The organism is Phyllobacterium sp. 1468, assembly GCF_031455525.1.
Classification (GTDB): Bacteria; Pseudomonadota; Alphaproteobacteria; order Rhizobiales; family Rhizobiaceae; genus Phyllobacterium.
This window is the reverse complement of record NZ_JAVDSX010000003.1, coordinates 327,851-345,001: the sequence shown is the minus strand read 5'-3', so window position 1 is coordinate 345,001 and position 17,151 is coordinate 327,851. Positions and strand designations below refer to the sequence as shown.

Annotated in this window: 15 protein-coding genes; 7 read left to right on the top strand and 8 right to left on the bottom strand. The window is 57.1% G+C overall.

What is annotated here, in order from left to right:
- Window position 1 precedes the first annotated feature (1 nt).
- From J2X72_RS10830 to J2X72_RS10815, 4 genes are all read right to left on the bottom strand, one after another.
- Window positions 2-913: an ABC transporter permease subunit gene (locus J2X72_RS10830; RefSeq protein ID WP_209997918.1), complete on the bottom strand. Its 912-nt coding sequence runs from the start codon at window positions 911-913 to the stop codon at window positions 2-4.
- 12 nt (window positions 914-925) lie between these two features.
- Window positions 926-2,074 carry an ABC transporter ATP-binding protein gene (locus J2X72_RS10825; protein ID WP_310071729.1) on the bottom strand — a complete coding sequence of 383 codons (1,149 nt, stop codon included), beginning with the start codon at window positions 2,072-2,074 and terminating at the stop codon, window positions 926-928.
- Between the two features lie 70 nt (window positions 2,075-2,144).
- Entirely contained in the window at window positions 2,145-3,236 is a 1,092-nt protein-coding gene (locus J2X72_RS10820; protein ID WP_209997920.1) for a polyamine ABC transporter substrate-binding protein, read from the bottom strand.
- Between the two features lie 178 nt (window positions 3,237-3,414).
- Window positions 3,415-4,356, bottom strand: a complete 942-nt coding sequence (locus J2X72_RS10815; RefSeq protein WP_310071726.1) for a DMT family transporter — start codon at window positions 4,354-4,356, stop codon at window positions 3,415-3,417.
- Window positions 4,357-4,604: 248 nt separating this feature from the next.
- On the opposite strand from J2X72_RS10815, the gene J2X72_RS10810 reads away from it, so the two are divergent.
- Window positions 4,605-5,201: a L,D-transpeptidase gene (locus J2X72_RS10810; protein ID WP_209997922.1), complete on the top strand. Its 597-nt coding sequence runs from the start codon at window positions 4,605-4,607 to the stop codon at window positions 5,199-5,201.
- A gap of 438 nt (window positions 5,202-5,639) precedes the next feature.
- The gene (locus tag J2X72_RS10800) at window positions 5,640-6,278 is read left to right on the top strand and encodes a hypothetical protein (RefSeq protein WP_310071722.1); all 639 of its coding nucleotides are present in this window, start codon (window positions 5,640-5,642) and stop codon (window positions 6,276-6,278) included.
- Between the two features lie 192 nt (window positions 6,279-6,470).
- Here J2X72_RS10800 and J2X72_RS10795 read toward each other — a convergent pair whose 3' ends face one another.
- The gene (locus tag J2X72_RS10795) at window positions 6,471-7,913 is read right to left on the bottom strand and encodes a short-chain fatty acyl-CoA regulator family protein (protein WP_209997923.1); all 1,443 of its coding nucleotides are present in this window, start codon (window positions 7,911-7,913) and stop codon (window positions 6,471-6,473) included.
- Window positions 7,914-8,314: 401 nt separating this feature from the next.
- Between J2X72_RS10795 and aceA the strand changes: the two genes are divergently transcribed.
- Window positions 8,315-9,604 (top strand): isocitrate lyase, encoded by a 1,290-nt coding sequence (gene aceA, locus J2X72_RS10790; RefSeq protein ID WP_310071718.1) that lies wholly within the window; start codon window positions 8,315-8,317, stop codon window positions 9,602-9,604.
- A 26-nt stretch (window positions 9,605-9,630) separates the two neighbouring features.
- Window positions 9,631-9,864, top strand: coding sequence for a hypothetical protein (locus tag J2X72_RS10785; RefSeq protein WP_100000043.1), 234 nt, complete (start codon window positions 9,631-9,633; stop codon window positions 9,862-9,864).
- A 190-nt stretch (window positions 9,865-10,054) separates the two neighbouring features.
- On the opposite strand, the gene J2X72_RS10780 is transcribed toward J2X72_RS10785, so the two are convergent.
- Window positions 10,055-10,300 carry a hypothetical protein gene (locus J2X72_RS10780; protein ID WP_310071714.1) on the bottom strand — a complete coding sequence of 82 codons (246 nt, stop codon included), beginning with the start codon at window positions 10,298-10,300 and terminating at the stop codon, window positions 10,055-10,057.
- Between the two features lie 676 nt (window positions 10,301-10,976).
- On the opposite strand from J2X72_RS10780, the gene J2X72_RS10775 reads away from it, so the two are divergent.
- The 3 genes from J2X72_RS10775 (at window position 10,977) to J2X72_RS10765 (ending at window position 14,759) form a co-directional block, all read left to right on the top strand.
- A complete protein-coding gene (locus tag J2X72_RS10775) occupies window positions 10,977-11,696 on the top strand; it encodes a Crp/Fnr family transcriptional regulator (protein ID WP_310071713.1) in 720 nt (239 codons plus the stop codon).
- 147 nt (window positions 11,697-11,843) lie between these two features.
- Window positions 11,844-13,277 (top strand): glutamine synthetase family protein, encoded by a 1,434-nt coding sequence (locus J2X72_RS10770; protein ID WP_209997930.1) that lies wholly within the window; start codon window positions 11,844-11,846, stop codon window positions 13,275-13,277.
- Window positions 13,278-13,475: 198 nt separating this feature from the next.
- Window positions 13,476-14,759 carry an FAD-binding oxidoreductase gene (locus tag J2X72_RS10765; RefSeq protein ID WP_310071711.1) on the top strand — a complete coding sequence of 428 codons (1,284 nt, stop codon included), beginning with the start codon at window positions 13,476-13,478 and terminating at the stop codon, window positions 14,757-14,759.
- A gap of 143 nt (window positions 14,760-14,902) precedes the next feature.
- On the opposite strand, the gene J2X72_RS10760 is transcribed toward J2X72_RS10765, so the two are convergent.
- Window positions 14,903-15,751 carry a DUF1080 domain-containing protein gene (locus J2X72_RS10760; RefSeq protein WP_310071708.1) on the bottom strand — a complete coding sequence of 283 codons (849 nt, stop codon included), beginning with the start codon at window positions 15,749-15,751 and terminating at the stop codon, window positions 14,903-14,905.
- A 231-nt stretch (window positions 15,752-15,982) separates the two neighbouring features.
- On the bottom strand, window positions 15,983-17,107 hold the full coding sequence (locus J2X72_RS10755; protein WP_209997936.1) for a beta-ketoacyl-ACP synthase III: 1,125 nt from the start codon (window positions 17,105-17,107) through the stop codon (window positions 15,983-15,985).
- Window positions 17,108-17,151: the final 44 nt, after the last annotated feature.

The following is a 17,151-nucleotide window of genomic DNA, read 5'->3' as shown; positions in this document are numbered from 1 at the left end:
ATCATTTCTCGCTTTCCTGCGCCCGCGCTTCCGCACGCTGGAACAGAACGATCGGCACGACCAGCAACAGCAGAAGGATAACGGCGACGGCGGAGGAAACCGGCCAATCGCGGTTGGAGAAGAACTCGTTCCACAGCGTCTTGCCAATCATCAGGGTCTGCGATCCGCCGAGCAGGTCGGGAATGACGAATTCACCAACCGCAGGAATGAAAACCAGGAAACACCCCGCTATGACACCCGGCATCGACAGGCGAAAGGTGATTTTCCAGAAAGCGAGTATGGGCGGACAGCCGAGATCTTCAGCTGCTTCAACCAGCGAATAGTCCATCTTTTCCAGCGCCGAATAGATCGGCAGAATCAGAAATGGCAGATAGGAATAGACGATACCAATAAAGACAGCTGTATTGGTGTTGAGGATATTGAGTGGCGTGCCGATCACATGCGCCCACATCAGGAACTGGTTGAGCAGACCTTCAGGCTTCAAAATGCCTATCCAGGCATAGACCCGGATCAGGAAGCTGGTCCAGAACGGAAGGATGACCAGCATCAACAGTGTCGGCCGGACCGTGGCAGGTGCACGCGCCATGCCATAGGCGATGGGATAGCCGACGATCAGGGTCAGTATTGTCGAGACTCCCGCGATGATCACGCTGGAGATATAGGCTTTGTAATAGAGCGGGTCTTCCAGGAGCCAAATGTAGTTGTCCCAGGAAAACTGGGAGAAATTATCCGCAAAGGCTTGCCAGCCGGCCGAGAGGTCGAACACCGGCGTATAGGGCGGGATGGCCATCGCGACTTCCGACAGCGATATCTTGAAAACGATGACAAAGGGAATAAGGAAGAAGATCAGCAGCCACAGGTAGGGAACGGCGATCACCAGCCGGCTTGCAATGGACGATATCAAGTTCTGCATGACATCATCCCCTCACGCGGTCAGCAAGATACCGGCGTCGGTATCGAAATTGACCCACACCGTGTCGTCATAGCCGAGCGGGTCTTCGACCGTGCGCACAGCGTTGAGGCTCGCGGCCTTGATGATGCGGCCGCTTTCAAGCCTCACATGGAAGACTGTCATGTCACCGAAGTAAGCGATGTCGTAAAGCTCTCCATGCGCAGAGTTGATTGACGGGTCGGCGGGCTGCTTGCGGCTGACCCGGATTTTCTCCGGCCTGATGGCAAAGCCAACCGGCTGGCCGACAGTGCAGCTTCTCGCAGCGGCATCGGTGCGGATCGTCAGATTTTCCGGGGCGACAGCAATGTCGATCTTACCGTTGGCGACTGCGGCGGCGGTACCTTCGAACATGTTCACATTGCCGATGAAATCGGCGACGAACTTCGAGTTTGGGGCTTCATAGACTTCCGCCGGCGTTGCTACCTGCATCACCTTGCCCTTGTCCATGACGGCGATGCGATCGGCCATGGTCATCGCCTCTTCCTGGTCGTGGGTGACGACCACGAATGTCAGGCCGAGCTTCATCTGCAGGTCCATGAGCTCAAACTGGGTTTCCTCGCGCAGTTTCTTGTCGAGCGCCCCCAGCGGCTCGTCGAGCAGCAAAACCTTCGGGCGCTTCGCGACGCAACGCGCAAGCGCCACGCGCTGGCGCTGACCACCGGAGAGCTGGTGCGGCTTGCGCTTGGCGAACTGCTCGAGCTTCACAAGCTTGAGCATTTCTCCGACCCGCGCCTCGATATCGCCCTTGGCCATGCCCTCCTGCTTCAGGCCAAAAGCAATGTTGTCTACGACCGTCATGTGCGGAAAAAGGGCATAGGACTGGAACATCATATTGACGGGGCGCTTATAGGGCGGAATGCCACGCATATCCTGACCATCGATGAGAATTCGGCCGGCGGTCGGCTCTTCGAAGCCGGCAAGCATGCGCAGGAGGGTCGACTTGCCGCAGCCGGAAGCGCCCAGGAGCGCAAAGAATTCGCGATTGTAGATGTTGAGGGACAAATCATTGACCGCCGCAAAATCACCGAACTTCTTGGTGACATTTTCGATCGCGATAAAGGGCTTCGCCTGCGCGTCGTTCCACGGTGCGAATGTGCGGCGGAAACTTCCCAGTGATTTCATGATGTGCCCCGGACTTTTCTGTTCTCAAATTATCAAAAACCCCGGCATCGGCTGCCGGGGTTTTTGTGAATTACTGGCCCGTGACCACTTTCGTCCACAAGCGCGTCACGACGCGTTGCGTCTTGGTGTCATAGGGTGTGACCGTGAAGAGCTTTGCCAGCACCTCGGGCGTTGGATAGACCGCCGGATTTTCGAGGACCGACTTGTCAATCATAGCCTGAGAAGCCTTGTTGCCATTGGCATAGGACACGAAATCCGTGGCTTTGGCGGCAACTTCCGGCTTGAGCATGTAGTTGATGAACTCATGGGCTTCCGCGACGTGGGGCGCGTCGGCCGGGATCGCCATGACGTCGAACCACATCTGGGCACCTTGCGCAGGGATGGCGTAGTCGAGATTTACGCCGGCCTTCGCCTCTTCAGCACGCGTTTTGGCCTGCAGAATATCGCCAGAATAGCCAAGCGCCAGACAGATATCGCCATTGGCCAACGCGTTGATATATTCGGACGAGTGGAACTTGCGGACGTAAGGGCGGATTGATTCCAGCAGCGCACCGGCTTTGGCCAGTTCATCCGGGTCCTTGCTATCGGGGTTGAGACCCAGATAGGCGAGCGCGGAGGGCATGACGTCGGACGCGGAATCGAGGATATGGATGCCGCAATCCTTGAACTTTGCCGCCATTTCCGGCTTGAACAGCACGTCCCAGGACGGCTTTTCATCCGAGCCGGTGATTTCCTTCATCTTGTCGACGTTATAACCGAGACCAGTCGTTCCCCACATGTAGTCGACGGAATACTCGTTGCCCGGATCGTACGTCGCAATTCGCTGGTTGATCACGTCCCATGTATTGGAAAGGTTCGGAAGTTTGGATTTGTCGAGTTTCTGGAACACGCCCGCTGCAATCTGGCGCTGCAGGAATGAGGCGGTTGGCACCACAACATCGTAGCCGGTACCGCCGGCGAGAAGCTTGGTTTCAAGAATCTCATTGGAGTCGAAGGTATCGTAGACGACCTTGATACCGGTCTCCTTGGTGAATTCTTCAAGGATCGTCGGATCGATGTAGTCAGACCAATTGTAGATATTGACGACGCGGTCTGCCGCCCAAGCGGAACTGGAAATTCCGAGCGCGAGAGTGGCCGTCAACAGAGCGGTTTTGATACCCATTTAGTTCTCCATGATGCTGGCACTAACACTTTGAATTGTGCCGGGGTTCCCGTGATTGGCCCTACCTTTTTAGATTGCGAAGGGTTCGTCAACTGGCTTCAGGCAACACTTTCATTGAAAATTGCGCAAGTGCGAAATTTTCAATGATGCAGCGCGGTTGTCGTGTGGAGAATTGCGGCTAGCGGACGAGCGCCGCCACGCGCTTTTGACGCCGATATTCCCAGCCGAGATGCATAAGCAGTGCGCACAGGATGATGGCGCCGCCGATGATCGTGCGCGGGGCCGGAACCTCGTTGTGCAGGAGCCAGACCCAGACCGGGCCCAGCACAGGTTCGAGCGTGCTGATCAGCGCGGCCAGCGCCGAGGGAATGAGCCGGGCGCCGCTGACGAAGAACGCCAGGCCGAGGCCGAGATTGACGGCGCCGAGTGCAAAGAGCAGGCTGAAATCCCGCACGCTCGCGCTGAAAGCGCCGGCCATCGCCGAGGCCACGCAGGCGGCAATGACCATGCCGAGAAAAACCGCCGGCGTCATGCGCAGATGCGCCTTGCGGCGCGTGATGACCGTGGCGATGGCGAACGAGATGGCGATCAACAGCGCCAGCATATCGCCGATGGGCGAAACCTCCCCGTCGAGCGAATCCGAGACCATGATGGCAACGCCGGCGATGACCACGGCAATGGCGATCCATGTGGCCGAACTGATGCGCTCGCGGAACAATATCCACGAGATCAAAGCCGCGAACAACGGCACGCCCGCCTGCAGCAGGAGAACATTGGCGACCGTCGTAAAGGACAACGCGATAATGAAGCAGGATGAGGCGATGGCGAAGCAGATGGCGACGCCGAGGCCGGCCAGCCCCATATTCTGAAACAGCCGCCAGGTGCCGCGCGGCCCGTCGCGCACCAGCATGAAACACAGGAGAAACAGCGCGGCGAAGACGGAGCGCCAGAAGACGATCGTCCAGTTGTCATTGGCTTCGACGAAGCGCGTGAGCGCGCCGCCCGTACTCCACGCGATCGCCGCTCCCGCCACCAGCAGGCAGCCGACCGCAGCCTCGGAGGAGGTTTTGACAGGGTCAGGCCCCGCGACGGGTGGCAGGGGTACGGCGGAGATACTCATGCACGCGACAATGCCAAGCTTGTGGCAAAGGTTAAGTCTGAAAAACGACTGTTGATTGTCGGTTTAACGGCACCGCCACAAGTGTTCACCTCCAATAGCGCCCTCTCAGCTTCCGCTTTTTTCCATGGCGCTAGGGCCGCGGATATTCCGGTTTGTTGTTCATAGTCGATCACTGCGACGCAAGACTTGGCCATCAACTGCTGCGATGTTAGGGTGGTCGTGAATGTGTCGACTGGTTGGGGCAACAAATGATCAATGGAAAAGTTACGCGCCGGGGGCTGATGCTTGGCGGTCTGGCAATGATGACCTCCGGGTGCGGTTCCGGAGTGCGAGAGGCGTTGTCGCCGATTTCATCCGCCTTTGCCGTACCACAAGGCATGGATCCCCGTCTGAGACGGCAGGAGGTGGCATATCAAGGGAGCGAGGCGCCCGGGACGCTCGTTGTCAACACCTATGAACGTTTCCTCTATGCAGTGCAGGATGGCGGATCGGCCACGCGCTATGGGATCGCCGTGGGTGAGGAGGGACTGACTCTTAAGGGCAGAGCGACGATCGAGCGCAAAGAGGAATGGCCTTCATGGATGCCCACTGCAAGCATGATCAAGCGCAAGCCCCGTCTGGCGCAATATGCCGGTGGGGTTCCGGGCGGACCTAACAACCCGCTCGGTGCGCGGGCGCTTTATCTCTACCGGGGCGGACGCGACACCTATTTCCGTCTGCACGGTACAAATGAACCCTGGTTGATCGGACAAGCCGTGTCGAACGGGTGCATTCGCCTGACGAACGAAGACATCCTTCATCTTTATGACAACACGCCCTTGGGAACGCCGGTGTTGATCATCTGAATAATTTGGCCTGGCCGCCCTGTTGCAAACCGGACACACTTGTTGTGCGTTTACCTTACCATGCTCTAGTCATCACTCCTATTTGTGCTACTCTACCATTGGTAGTACTCTACCGTCGGTAACCTACTCGCCTTTGAGGGAAAGGAAATCTGATGAGCAGGATTCTATTCGCTGTAGTTTGCACTTTAACCGTTGCCAGCCTAAGCGCGTGTGGGACGATGGGTAAGGGGAAAGCCCCGCCGCCGGTCGCTGAAGAGCCCGCAGCAGCACCAGTTTATAAATAAGAAGTTTCATCAAAAAAATGGAAGGGTCACCCGACCCTTCCAGCATCATGTGATTCGCAAAATGCCGGCTTAACAGGCGGCTGTGCGGCCCTCCCGGTGATTTATAGCGGGTATGGCCGGGCTTGGGATTGCGTTTGATGAATTCTGGGATGGGATGACGCTCATGAGTGTTCGTCTGTTATCTGTGCTCGTGCTTGGGCTCGCAGTGGCGGGATGCCAAACGAGCGATGAGAGCAAATCGGCTTCCGTGTCCAGCGCCGGCGACAACGCTGCGGCCGTTCGGGTGACCTCGGCGACAGCAGCACAGCCCGAGCAAAAGAACGGGCGCTATTATATTGAGTTTCGCTCGCGCTATGCCCTTACTTACGGCCATACCTATGTGATGTTCGGACGTCTGGACAAGGCGGGCAGGATAGTTGATCGCGAAGTGGCCGGCCTCCACCCGGCTACGAACAGCGTGGTTCCCTATATTCTTGGCCATTACATACCCGTTCCAGCCGAGACCGGTGAGAGCGACGGTGATACGGACGACAGGTACAGGTCGGCAAGCTGGCGCGTCACCTTGAACGAGGCCGAGTACAATAAAGTCGTTGCTTACATACGCAAACTGCAAGCGAGATCGCGCTTCTGGCAAGCAACGACGTTCAATTGCAATGCCTTCGTGGGCGAGATCGCACGGTCCATGGGGTATAAAGCGCCCGGACACCTGCTGCGCCCGCAGCATTACATCGTCAAGCTTCGAGAGATGAACGGCGGGCCCAATGCCGTCGGTTATACCGGCCCTCCAGGCTAGGGTATCTTGATATCCGCGCCATGACGGCCTGCAAATGGCGCCTTTCTGCGCGCACCTTAGAGTGCGCTGCGCTAAAGTGCGCTGCGCTCAGGTACTCGAAACCGCCATTTTCGCCGCGTCCTGACCCGAATCACCACACACGCTAAGCAACTTAATCAGAGCCGGTTTTGTTTTCCGGATGGCGAAACTCGCTTATTGAAAGTCGAAGGCGCTAAGCCCCGTTACCATCTCGTCCAGTCCCACTGGCCGCGTCACGGGTGGTTCGGCTCGCGCGAGGCAGGCAGCGCGTTCGCACAGACGGCACGCCGGGCCGACGGGCGTCGAGCCGACAAATTTTCCGAGTGGCGGGGCGCTGATGCTGTGGTTGCCTATGGCGCCGCCATAGACCGTCTGGTCGGCAAATTCGATATCGCAGCCAAGCAGGATGGCAGTACGGCGCGGGCGTTCGTTGAAGGCACTTTGAGGCCCGTCCAATGTGCGCGCGATGGTCATGAACTCGGCGCCGTCCGGCATCTCCACCGCCTCTACGAGGATCTGGCCGGGCTGGGCAAAAGCGGCATAGACCGGCAGCTTCGGGCACTCGCCACCGAAACGGGACTGTGGAAACCCTTGCGCCCCTGCCCGGCGGAAGCGGTTTCCGGCATGGTCGACCTCCAGCATGAAGAACGGAATGTCTTGTCTGCCGGTAAGGGTCGTCAGGCGGTTGGCGGCCTGCTCGAAGGAGACGTGGAAACGCGAACGGAGGACGTCAATGTCATAGCGGGCGCGGACAGCGGCGCTCTGGAAAGTCTGATACGGCATCATCAGCGCATGCGCCGCGTAGCGCCCGAACTCGAAACGGGCAATGCGCCGCGCCTCGTCGGAGGAGAGCTTCAGGTCCTGTATTTCGGCGGCGATGACCACCTGCATGCGCATGAGAGCCGCTTCCATCGCCACCTCGCGCAACTGATCGAAGGGCGACAGCCGCTCGGAGATGAACAGGCGCTGCGAATGCCGATCATAACGGCGGCGCCAGTTCGGCATGGTTGCCACGGGCAAGATGCGCACCGTAATGCCGTGTTCTGCCTTAAGCCAGACCTTCAGGGCACCAAGGAGATCATCGCCGGGCTTGAGCAGGCCGGTAAAGCTATCGACCTCCCCCTCAATGCGGGGGAAAAAATTGGCGCGGCGTTCCAGCGCTTCGCGTACCTCGTTCAGCGGCATGCGTGTGGCGACCAGCGAGGGCGCGCGGCCCTCCTTCGCCAGAAGTAGCGACAAATCGGAAAGGCGCTCAAGCGATTCCCGGTACGCGCGATAAAGCTTGATGACGCCCGTGGCGGCATTGGGCGCCGCATCGCTGATTTCGATCAGCTCCTGATCGCCCGGTAGTTCGCCATTGAGCAGCGGATCTGAAAAAACTTCCTTGAGCACGGCCATGGAGGAGCCGGTCTCCATCTGCAGCGTGTCGAGCTCGATCTTGTAGGTCGAGGAGAGCTTGAGCAGCAGCTGGACCGTGAGCGGCCGCTGGTTGCGCTCGATGAGATTGAGATAGGACGGCGAAATGCCCAGCGCCTCGGCCATGGAAGTCTGCGTCAGTCCACGCTCGTTGCGAATGCGCCTGATGCGCGGTCCGGCGAATATCTTGCCTTCAGCCATGGGGCCTCACCATTGCCTGCATTACTGCTGCACGGGGTATGGCGAACTGACCATCAGCGACCTGGGTTAAGTGCAGGGAGCCATATTCTGCGACGTTCCCAATTGGTGTTGCCATCAATCCACATTCCTCATGGTGAGCTTGTCGAATCCCCTACAGCAGTATCACAGGCCAGTTATGACAATATTTACATTTTCAACGCTCAAAACAGACTATTACAAAATTTACAAATTTACAAACCCGCTTTGTCAAATGGACAACACCCTAACTCGATAAAACCGTAACAATACTCGATATTTCTGGATCATATCGCGATGCAATGTAAATCTAGTCATATCAAAGCCGTCGCCAGACTCCCTATCAGACAGGCTGCGACGGGATAAAACTCTTTGTGGAGATAATAATGACTGATTTTTACAACCTTGTACCAAATGCACCGGAGGGCCGCTATGACGGTATCGAACGCCCCTATACACCTGACGATGTCCAGCGCCTCAGAGGCTCGGTTCAGATCAAGCATACTCTCGCTGAAAACGGTGCCAACCGGCTCTGGAAGCTCATCCACGAAGAGGGTTTCGTCAATGCGCTGGGCGCTCTCTCGGGCAACCAGGCTATGCAGATGGTTCGCGCAGGTCTCAAGGCAATCTATCTTTCCGGATGGCAGGTGGCTGCAGACGCAAACACAGCTTCAGCCATGTATCCTGACCAGTCGCTCTACCCGGCAAATGCGGCGCCGGAACTGGCCAAGCGCATAAACAAGACATTGCAGCGTGCCGACCAGATCGAGACTGCGGAGGGCAAGGGCCTTTCGGTCGAGACCTGGTTCGCGCCGATCGTCGCCGACGCGGAAGCAGGCTTTGGCGGCCCACTCAATGCCTTCGAGATCATGAAGGCCTTCATTGAGGCAGGCGCTGCCGGTGTCCATTACGAAGACCAGCTCGCTTCGGAAAAAAAGTGCGGCCATCTTGGCGGCAAGGTCCTGATCCCGACGGCCGCGCATATACGCAACCTGAACGCGGCGCGGCTTGCCGCTGACGTCATGGGAACGCCGACACTCGTCATTGCGCGTACGGATGCGGAGGCTGCCAAGCTTCTGACCTCGGACATCGATGAACGCGATCAGCCTTTTGTCGATTACGATGCCGGACGGACGACCGAAGGCTTCTATCAGGTGAGGAACGGACTGGAGCCTTGCATCGCCCGGGCCATTGCCTATGCGCCACACTGCGACATGATCTGGTGCGAGACTTCGAAGCCGGACCTTGAGCAGGCCAGACGCTTTGCCGAAGGGGTGCGCAAGGAACATCCGAACAAACTGCTCGCCTATAATTGCTCGCCTTCATTCAATTGGAAGAAGCATCTGGACGAGGCGACGATTGCCAAGTTCCAGCGCGAGCTCGGGGCGATGGGCTACAAGTTCCAGTTCATCACGCTGGCCGGCTTCCATCAGCTCAACTTCGGCATGTTCGAACTCGCCCGCGGCTACAAGGACCGCCAGATGTCGGCCTATTCGGAGTTGCAGGAGGCGGAATTCGCTGCCGAGGTCAACGGTTACACAGCGACCAAGCATCAGCGCGAAGTCGGCACCGGGTATTTCGATGCGGTTTCGCTAGCAATTACCGGCGGCAAGTCATCGACGACGGCAATGAAGGAATCCACCGAGACGGCTCAGTTCCGCCCGGCCGCAGAGTAAAACAACAAAACGCCAAGGAGAAAATCATGGCACCGCAGACACGCGTCAAGGAACGGGCCGAGGAGCAATCATCGGCCATGAATACAGACCAGCAGGCTGTCATTCGCATGGTCGCCAATGACCTGCATCGCCTCAACCAATCCGTCATGAAGGCGGTTGATGCCGGTGTGTCCGTGGAACTGGTACGTTCCGCCCGTCACCATGGCGGCGACGGCAACTGGGGCGACCTGCTTATCCCGGTTGTCGTGACCCGGCAGTAATTTCGCCCGTGGCCTTCTCTGGTTCGGTCTGGGCCAGCACGGCGCGCAGAACCGCTCGCAAGCAATTGCGGGCGGTTTTTGGCAGTAAAAGTGCGTGGTTCGATCGTCGTCGAACCACGCACCGATGACTGGATCTGTCTGACCCCGCAACGAATGAAGGAAAATTCGTTCAAACTGCCCAATCACCTGTTCAGTTCAAGAAGAGACGCCTTATATTCTTGGTCGACGCGCGCGTTCGATCCATATGCTGGTCCGCCGCATAGGCAAGAGCAAGGCCTACTATGGCTCGAGTGGTTTCATTCACCGACCACCCTGCTTCTCCTGCCTCGCTCGCAAGCGTGTCGACGGCACGCCGGAACTCCGCTTCGAGGGCCAGCTGACAATCATAGCTCCGGCTGGGATAGTCGGTCGGACGCATCGGTCTCTGGATACGCATATTCTCCTCCATATGCCATGAACTACGATTACTTGACATATCGCGTTTGGCAAAAGACAGAATGTTGGCGCCCGCAAAATAACAGACATTATTCTTTCAAGTCTTCCTCTTCAGAAAGAATTAAAAAAATTTCACAATATAAAATTTATTTGGGATGGCGGGAGTATACATTTCAAATTTTGTCTGTCAATGGACAAATCTTTTTGAAATAAAACTTTACCGACGGGGTAAGTTCCGGCTGTAAAACATTGTGCGCGTCAATTTTAATCTGGTCATTTGCTCGATGCAGGCATAAACGCGATAACGATCAAGCTTCGCCGCTGCCGCATGTTTTTTCACTTTCGGGTGCCGCGGATGGCAGCAGGGCGTGTGAAAACGGTCACGTGATCCCTTCAGTTTTCGTTTCAGAAATTATGCGCCATAACTGTCGCTCAATTCCCCGCGGAAATGAATCAGAGCATTGATTAGCGTCGTCTCATGTAAAGCAATCCTTTATATATTTTGTTTTCTGTGCCATAATACAGTTCAGAGAAAATATAACCGGTGGGCCTGCCAAATAATGTTGGGCGATCCCAGGATTGTCCATTGGCGGACAATGCATTGTGTCATTTTTTTATTTCGATATTTATAACATTTCATCACGCAGGATTCTCTGTTCCCGCGAGAAGGGACGAGGATGCCGGCTTCACAATTTGCGTTTGAGAACAGGCTTCTCAGGCATATGCGCGCGAACGATTTTGAATTGCTGGTTCCCCATCTTGAAGCAAAGAACTTGCCGCTGAGGTACGTGATCGAGGAATCGCAAACTCCCGTCACCGACGTTTACTTTCTTGAAACGGGCATTGCCTCGATTGTCGCAAAAATGCCCAATGGCCGGGACGTCGAAGTGGGCGTGTCTGGCAATGAGGGCATGACGGGCTCCTCAGTCGTTCTGGGAGCGACGCAATCGCCGCACGACAGCTACATGCAAGTGGCTGGTGTCGGTCACAGTATCGCTACCGTCCGTCTGCAGCGTGCTATGGAAACAAGCAACACGCTGCGCAGCTATCTGCTCCTCTATGTGCAAACCATGGTCATCCAAACAGCCTCGACCGCATTGGCGAACAGTCAGGCGGATGTCTCATCCAGAATGGCTCGCTGGCTTCTGATGGTTCATGACCGCACGCACGGTCCCGATATTGCGCTGACGCACGAATTCCTGTCGGTCATGCTTGGCGTGCGGCGGCCTTGGGTGACGGAAGTCTTGCATATACTGGAAGACAAACGGTTGATCCGGGCAAAGCGAGGACAGATAACCATCGTTGATCGCACCGGACTCATGGCCGAGGCAAATGGTTTCTACGGGGTCGCCGAGACCGAATACAAGCGGCTTCTCGGGATCAGTCTCGCCCGATAACCCATAGAACCTGATGGAGCGACAATTTTCCCGCCTCCATCCCGCTAACGCTAATTTTGCTTTTGCGCAATTGCGGACGGAAAACCGCTTCACACTTTTCCTGGATTTGCTTTATCATCTTGTCACTGCAACTCATTCTGGTGATTGATGCCCTCCGAAACTCCCGAGAAAAGACCCGCACGGACGACAACGCGGCGGCGCACTCCGGCCTATGTCAAAGCCACACGCGGCGTGAAGAACTGGCGCGAAGCTTCCGAGTGGCTGGCCTGGCGGGATATCGAGGACATCGAATGCATCACCCCGGACCAAGCCGGTGTGGCGCGCGGCAAAATGATGCCGTCGAAGAAATTTACGTCCAATACCTCGCTGGCGCTGCCTTCGGCCGTCTTCATGGCGACGATCTCGGGTTCCTATCCGGAAGACGGCCATGGCTTCTCCTATCCTGAGGATGATGGCGATCTGAAACTGATGCCGGATCTTTCCACGCTCTCGGAAGTACCGTGGGAAAGCGATCCGACAGCGCAGGTCATTTGCGATCTCGTCAACAAGGACGGGGAAGCCGTGGAATTTACCCCGCGCAACGTCTTGAAGCGTGTCATGGCCGCGTATGCCAGGAAGGGCCTGAAGGCGGTCGTCGCGCCGGAAATCGAATTCTATCTCGTCAAGAAAAATCCCGATCCGGACTATCCGCTGACCCCGCCTGTCGGACGCTCTGGCCGGGCGATTGGCGGCGGCCAAGGCTATTCCATTGCCGGCGTCAACGAGTTCGACGAACTCATCGACGACATCTATCATTTCTCGGAAAGTCAGGGCCTCGAGATCGACACGCTGATCCATGAGGAAGGCGCGGCGCAGCTGGAAATCAATTTGCGGCACGGCGATCCGATCGAGCTTGCCGATCAGGTGTTCCTGTTCAAACGCACCATCCGTGAAGCCGCGTTGAAGCACGATATGTATGCGACGTTCATGGCGAAGCCTATACAGGGCCAGCCGGGTTCCGCGATGCATATCCATCAATCGATCGTCGACAAGAAAACCGGGCGCAATGTTTTCTCCAACCCGGATGGCACGGAAAGCCCGGCGTTCCGGCATTTTATTGGCGGCATGCAGAAGCATGTCCCGGCCTCGCTGGTAATGTTTGCGCCCTATGTGAACTCATACCGGCGGCTGACACCAGCGGCCTCTGCGCCCGTCAATGTCAAATGGGGCTATGACAATCGCACAACGGCATTTCGCGTACCGCGCTCGGACCCAGCGGCACGGCGTGTGGAAAACCGTATTCCCTCCTCCGATGCCAACCCGTATCTGGCACTGGCGGCATCGCTCGCCTGCGGCTTGATCGGCATGAACAACAGGATCGAGCCGGACGAACCTGCCTCCACGACCGTTAACGACAATCTGATCGAATTGCCACGCGGGTTGATCGAGGCGACAATCCTGTTCGAGCAGGACAGGGAATTGGTGGCCATGCTCGGCGAATCCTTCGCAATCACCTACGCCGCAATCAAACGCGCCGAGTTCGAGACCTTCATGGAGGTTATCAGCCCGTGGGAACGCGAGTTTTTGCTGCTGAACGTGTGAAAAGTGCCGCCATACAACGCTAGTTCGGCTGCGCAACCGCTGTGCGTGGTTCGACAAGCTCACCATGAGGGATGCAGGCTGTTTGCAGTAATCACCCGCGTCGCAAAACTGGCATCTCGGCAATACTCGGCGTCCCTCATGGTGAGCTTGTCGAACCACGCACAGCGGTTGCGCAGCAGATAATGGAATCGATAATACATGCTCTACCAGTCCCCCATTTCTCCCGGCATCTCCTGGTATGAAACCACGACCGACCGTATCGAATATCCGGCGCTGGATGGATCGCGCAACGCCGATGTCGTCATTATCGGCGGCGGCTTTACCGGCCTCTCCGCTGCCGTGCATCTGGCGTCGGCAGGTGTCGACGTGGTCTTGCTCGAGGCTTGGCGCTTCGGTGACGGCGCATCGGGGCGTAATGGCGGCCAGCTCGGCACCGGTCAGCGCGCCTGGGCGGAAGAACTCGAGACGCAATATGGTTTCACCCGCGCAAAGGCGCTCTTCGATCTTGCCGAAGAGGCGAAAAGCCATCTCTTGCAATTTGCCGCAACCCATAAGATCGACATCGAATATGTGCCGGGACAAATGTCCGTCGTGCACAAGAAGCGCTATCTGAAGGACTATCGGCTGCACGCGGAACTGATGGCAGAGCGTTTCGGCTATCCGCATATTCATTATATGGACGCCGCGGAAACCGCGGAACGCCTCGGTTCGACCCGCTATCTCGGCGGCGTATATGACAAGGGCACCGGGCATATCCAGCCGATGAAGCTGCTTGTCGGCACGGCCAGAGCGGCCGCGCGCGCCGGCGCGCATCTCTACGAGAACAGCAAGGTCACTGGGATCAAATCCGAAAACGGACGCGTGACTGTCACGACGCCTTTCGGCAATGTGATCGCGGCGAAGTGCTTGATCGCGGTCAATGCCTATGGCGGAAATCTCGAACCGATCAGCGCCTCGCATGTGATGCCCATCCGCTCGTTTATCGGTGCGACGGTGCCGCTCGGGCCTGACAGTCCGGTGCTGCCTGGCGGCGAGAGCGTTGACGATTCCCGCTTCGTCGTGCGCTATTTCCGCCGCTCCAGGGATGGCCGGTTGCTGTTTGGCGGGCGCGAAGCCTATACGGCAGATAATCCACTCGACATCAGCACGCATATCCGCAGGCAGATCGCCGAAATCTACCCGGCGCTGGCGGATGTCGAAATCACCCAGGCCTGGGGCGGCTCAGTGGGTATCACCCTGCCGCGCCAGCCTTTTGTGCGCGAGGTCATGCCGAATGTGATCTCGGCCGGCGGTTACTCAGGGCATGGTGTGCTGCTATCGAATTTCGTCGGCAAGCTTTATGCCGAGACCATCGCCGGCAACCGCGACCGGCTTAAGCTGCTGGAGGAACTGAAGGTCCCGGCCTTCCCGGGCGGGCGCACCTTCCGGGCGCCGCTCCTGTTCCTTGCACTGAGCTGGTACGCGCTGATGGACCGGATTTAGCTTCTCAAGTACTAGAATCTGGTGGAAATAACCTTTGGCAAACCATCGGATCCATAAGTTTCGTGATCTTGGCGGCTTCCCGGAATAAAGCCCTCCGAGCCCATCCGGTGCACTTGACACACCGCATTCGATCCACGCACACGCTACTTCAATTCACGGACCCAGATATTGCGGAAGCTGACGGGTTCGCTTGGGTCACCGTGGGCTTGTAGCTTGATCGGTGCTGTGTCGTATTGTTTGTATTTTGGATAACCGATGTAAGTCGTTTCGCCCTGCAATTCGAAGTTGTTCTGTATCAGGACGCCATTGTAGAAGACCGTCACGCGCGCGGGTGTTTTCAGCGAGCTGTCCGTGTTAAAATTCGGCGCGTTCCAGATCACATCATAGACCTGCCATTCCCCCGGAATTTTGCTGGCGTTCACCAGAGGGATGGACTGCTTGTAGATGCTTCCCGCCTGACCATTTACATATGTCGGGTTCTGGAATGAGTCGAGTATCTGCAGCTCATAGCCGGTATCGCCAGGTCCGGTTGCGGCCAGGAACACCCCGCTATTGCCCCGCTGCTGGCCCGTCCCAGTAATATAGCAGGGGATTCTCCACTCAAGGTGCAATTGATAGCTCTTGAACGAGCGCTTGGTTTCAATGTTACCAACGTCCCGGCCGTTGATTTTTTTGACAACCGTCAGAATGCCCCCGTCTACCTTCCATCGCGCGGGGCGCGATCTGTCGTTAGTAGAAACCCACTCACCAAGATTCTTGCCATCGAACAGCACGATGGCATCGGAGGGCGGATCGGATGGGGTAACGCCTGGTATCACTACGTCTGGAACCGGCTTATAGACTTCGGTTTCTTCGGGTGTCGTCGGGTCAGGCGGAGACGGCACCGAGGCAAAATCAATGGCGTTCGGACCCTTCCCCCCAATCGGATCGGCCGCAGCCGCAGAAACGCTGAAAAAAGCGCAGACGACGAAGGTAAAGCAATACTTTTTCATGAGACTTTGTGAATTTACTCGCAAGAAAGGGCGTTGAGTATTAGGCACTGGAAAATTAGACGAGCCAAGAAGGGGCTTCGAAGAAGAAGCCAAAATAATCTCGCGCGATATAGCAGATTAACTTCCTCGAAAGCTACTCCTCCATTCCTCAATCGGTACCATGATCTATATCCACTGTACAATTCGACTTAAGTCTTACTTTCAAGCACAATCGGCTTGCATCGAATGGCTTTAGACCTTCCTGACGATCACGCTGCCGACCGAATAACCCGCACCGAAAGAGCAGATGACGCCAAGGCTCCCGGGGGCGAGGTCATCGGAATATTTCGAAAAGGCGATGATCGACCCCGCAGAGGATGTATTGGCATAATCCTGCAGGATGTTGGGCTGTTCGCCGGGTTCCGGTTCCCGGCCGAGCACCTTGACGCCGATCAGGTCATTCATGCCCTTGTTGGCCTGATGCAGCCACAGGCGCGACAGGTGCGCGGGCGCGATGTTCTCGTCGGCAAGATGGGTTAGGATCAGGTCTGAGACGATCGGCACGACCTGCTTGAACACTTTGCGGCCTTCCTGCTTGAACAGCATGTCGCGCCGGTCGGCCATATGGCCCTCGCGCGTGCGGCGCAGGAAACCGTTATTGTTGCGGATATTGTTGGAAAACTGCGTCAGGCAGCGGGTCGAAACGATCTCGAAGCGGTCTTTTGCCGTCGCCAGATCATCGCGCTCAAGCAGCACGGCGGTGCACACATCGCCAAAGATGAAATGACAGTCGCGGTCGCGCCATTCGAGATGCGCCGAACAAATCTCCGGATTGACCATGAGGATCGCACGCGCCGAGCCTGAGCGAATCATGTCGGCAGCGGCCTGGATCCCAAAGGTGGCCGACGAGCAGGCGACATTCATGTCGAAGCCGAAGCCTTCGATCCCGAGTGCTTGCTGTACCTCGATTGCAATGGCCGGATAGGGCCGCTCATGATTGGAAGCTGCGCAAATCACGGCATCGACGTCCGACACATCCCGCCCGGCTTTGGCGAGGGCTAGACTGGCGGCATGCACGGCCATCTGCGCCATGACGGACAAATCCTCGTCTGCGCGCTCGGGCAGTACAGGATGCATGATCTCCGGATCGAGGATACCGGATTTGTTGAGGACGTAGCGGTTTTCAATGCCGGACGCGCGGACGATGAAATCCTCCGCTGACATGGTCACCGGCGCCCGCGTGCCTGCGGCGATCTCGTCGGCATAGAGCTCATTCTGCCGAGTGGCATAGGTGTTGAACGCCTCCACCAACTCGGCGTTGCTGATGGACTGTTCCGGCGTGAAAACGCCCGTACCGCTGATGACGACCTTATGCATGGCGCTTCCAAAATCTGGTGTTTGAAAAGCGATAGAGTTTCCGG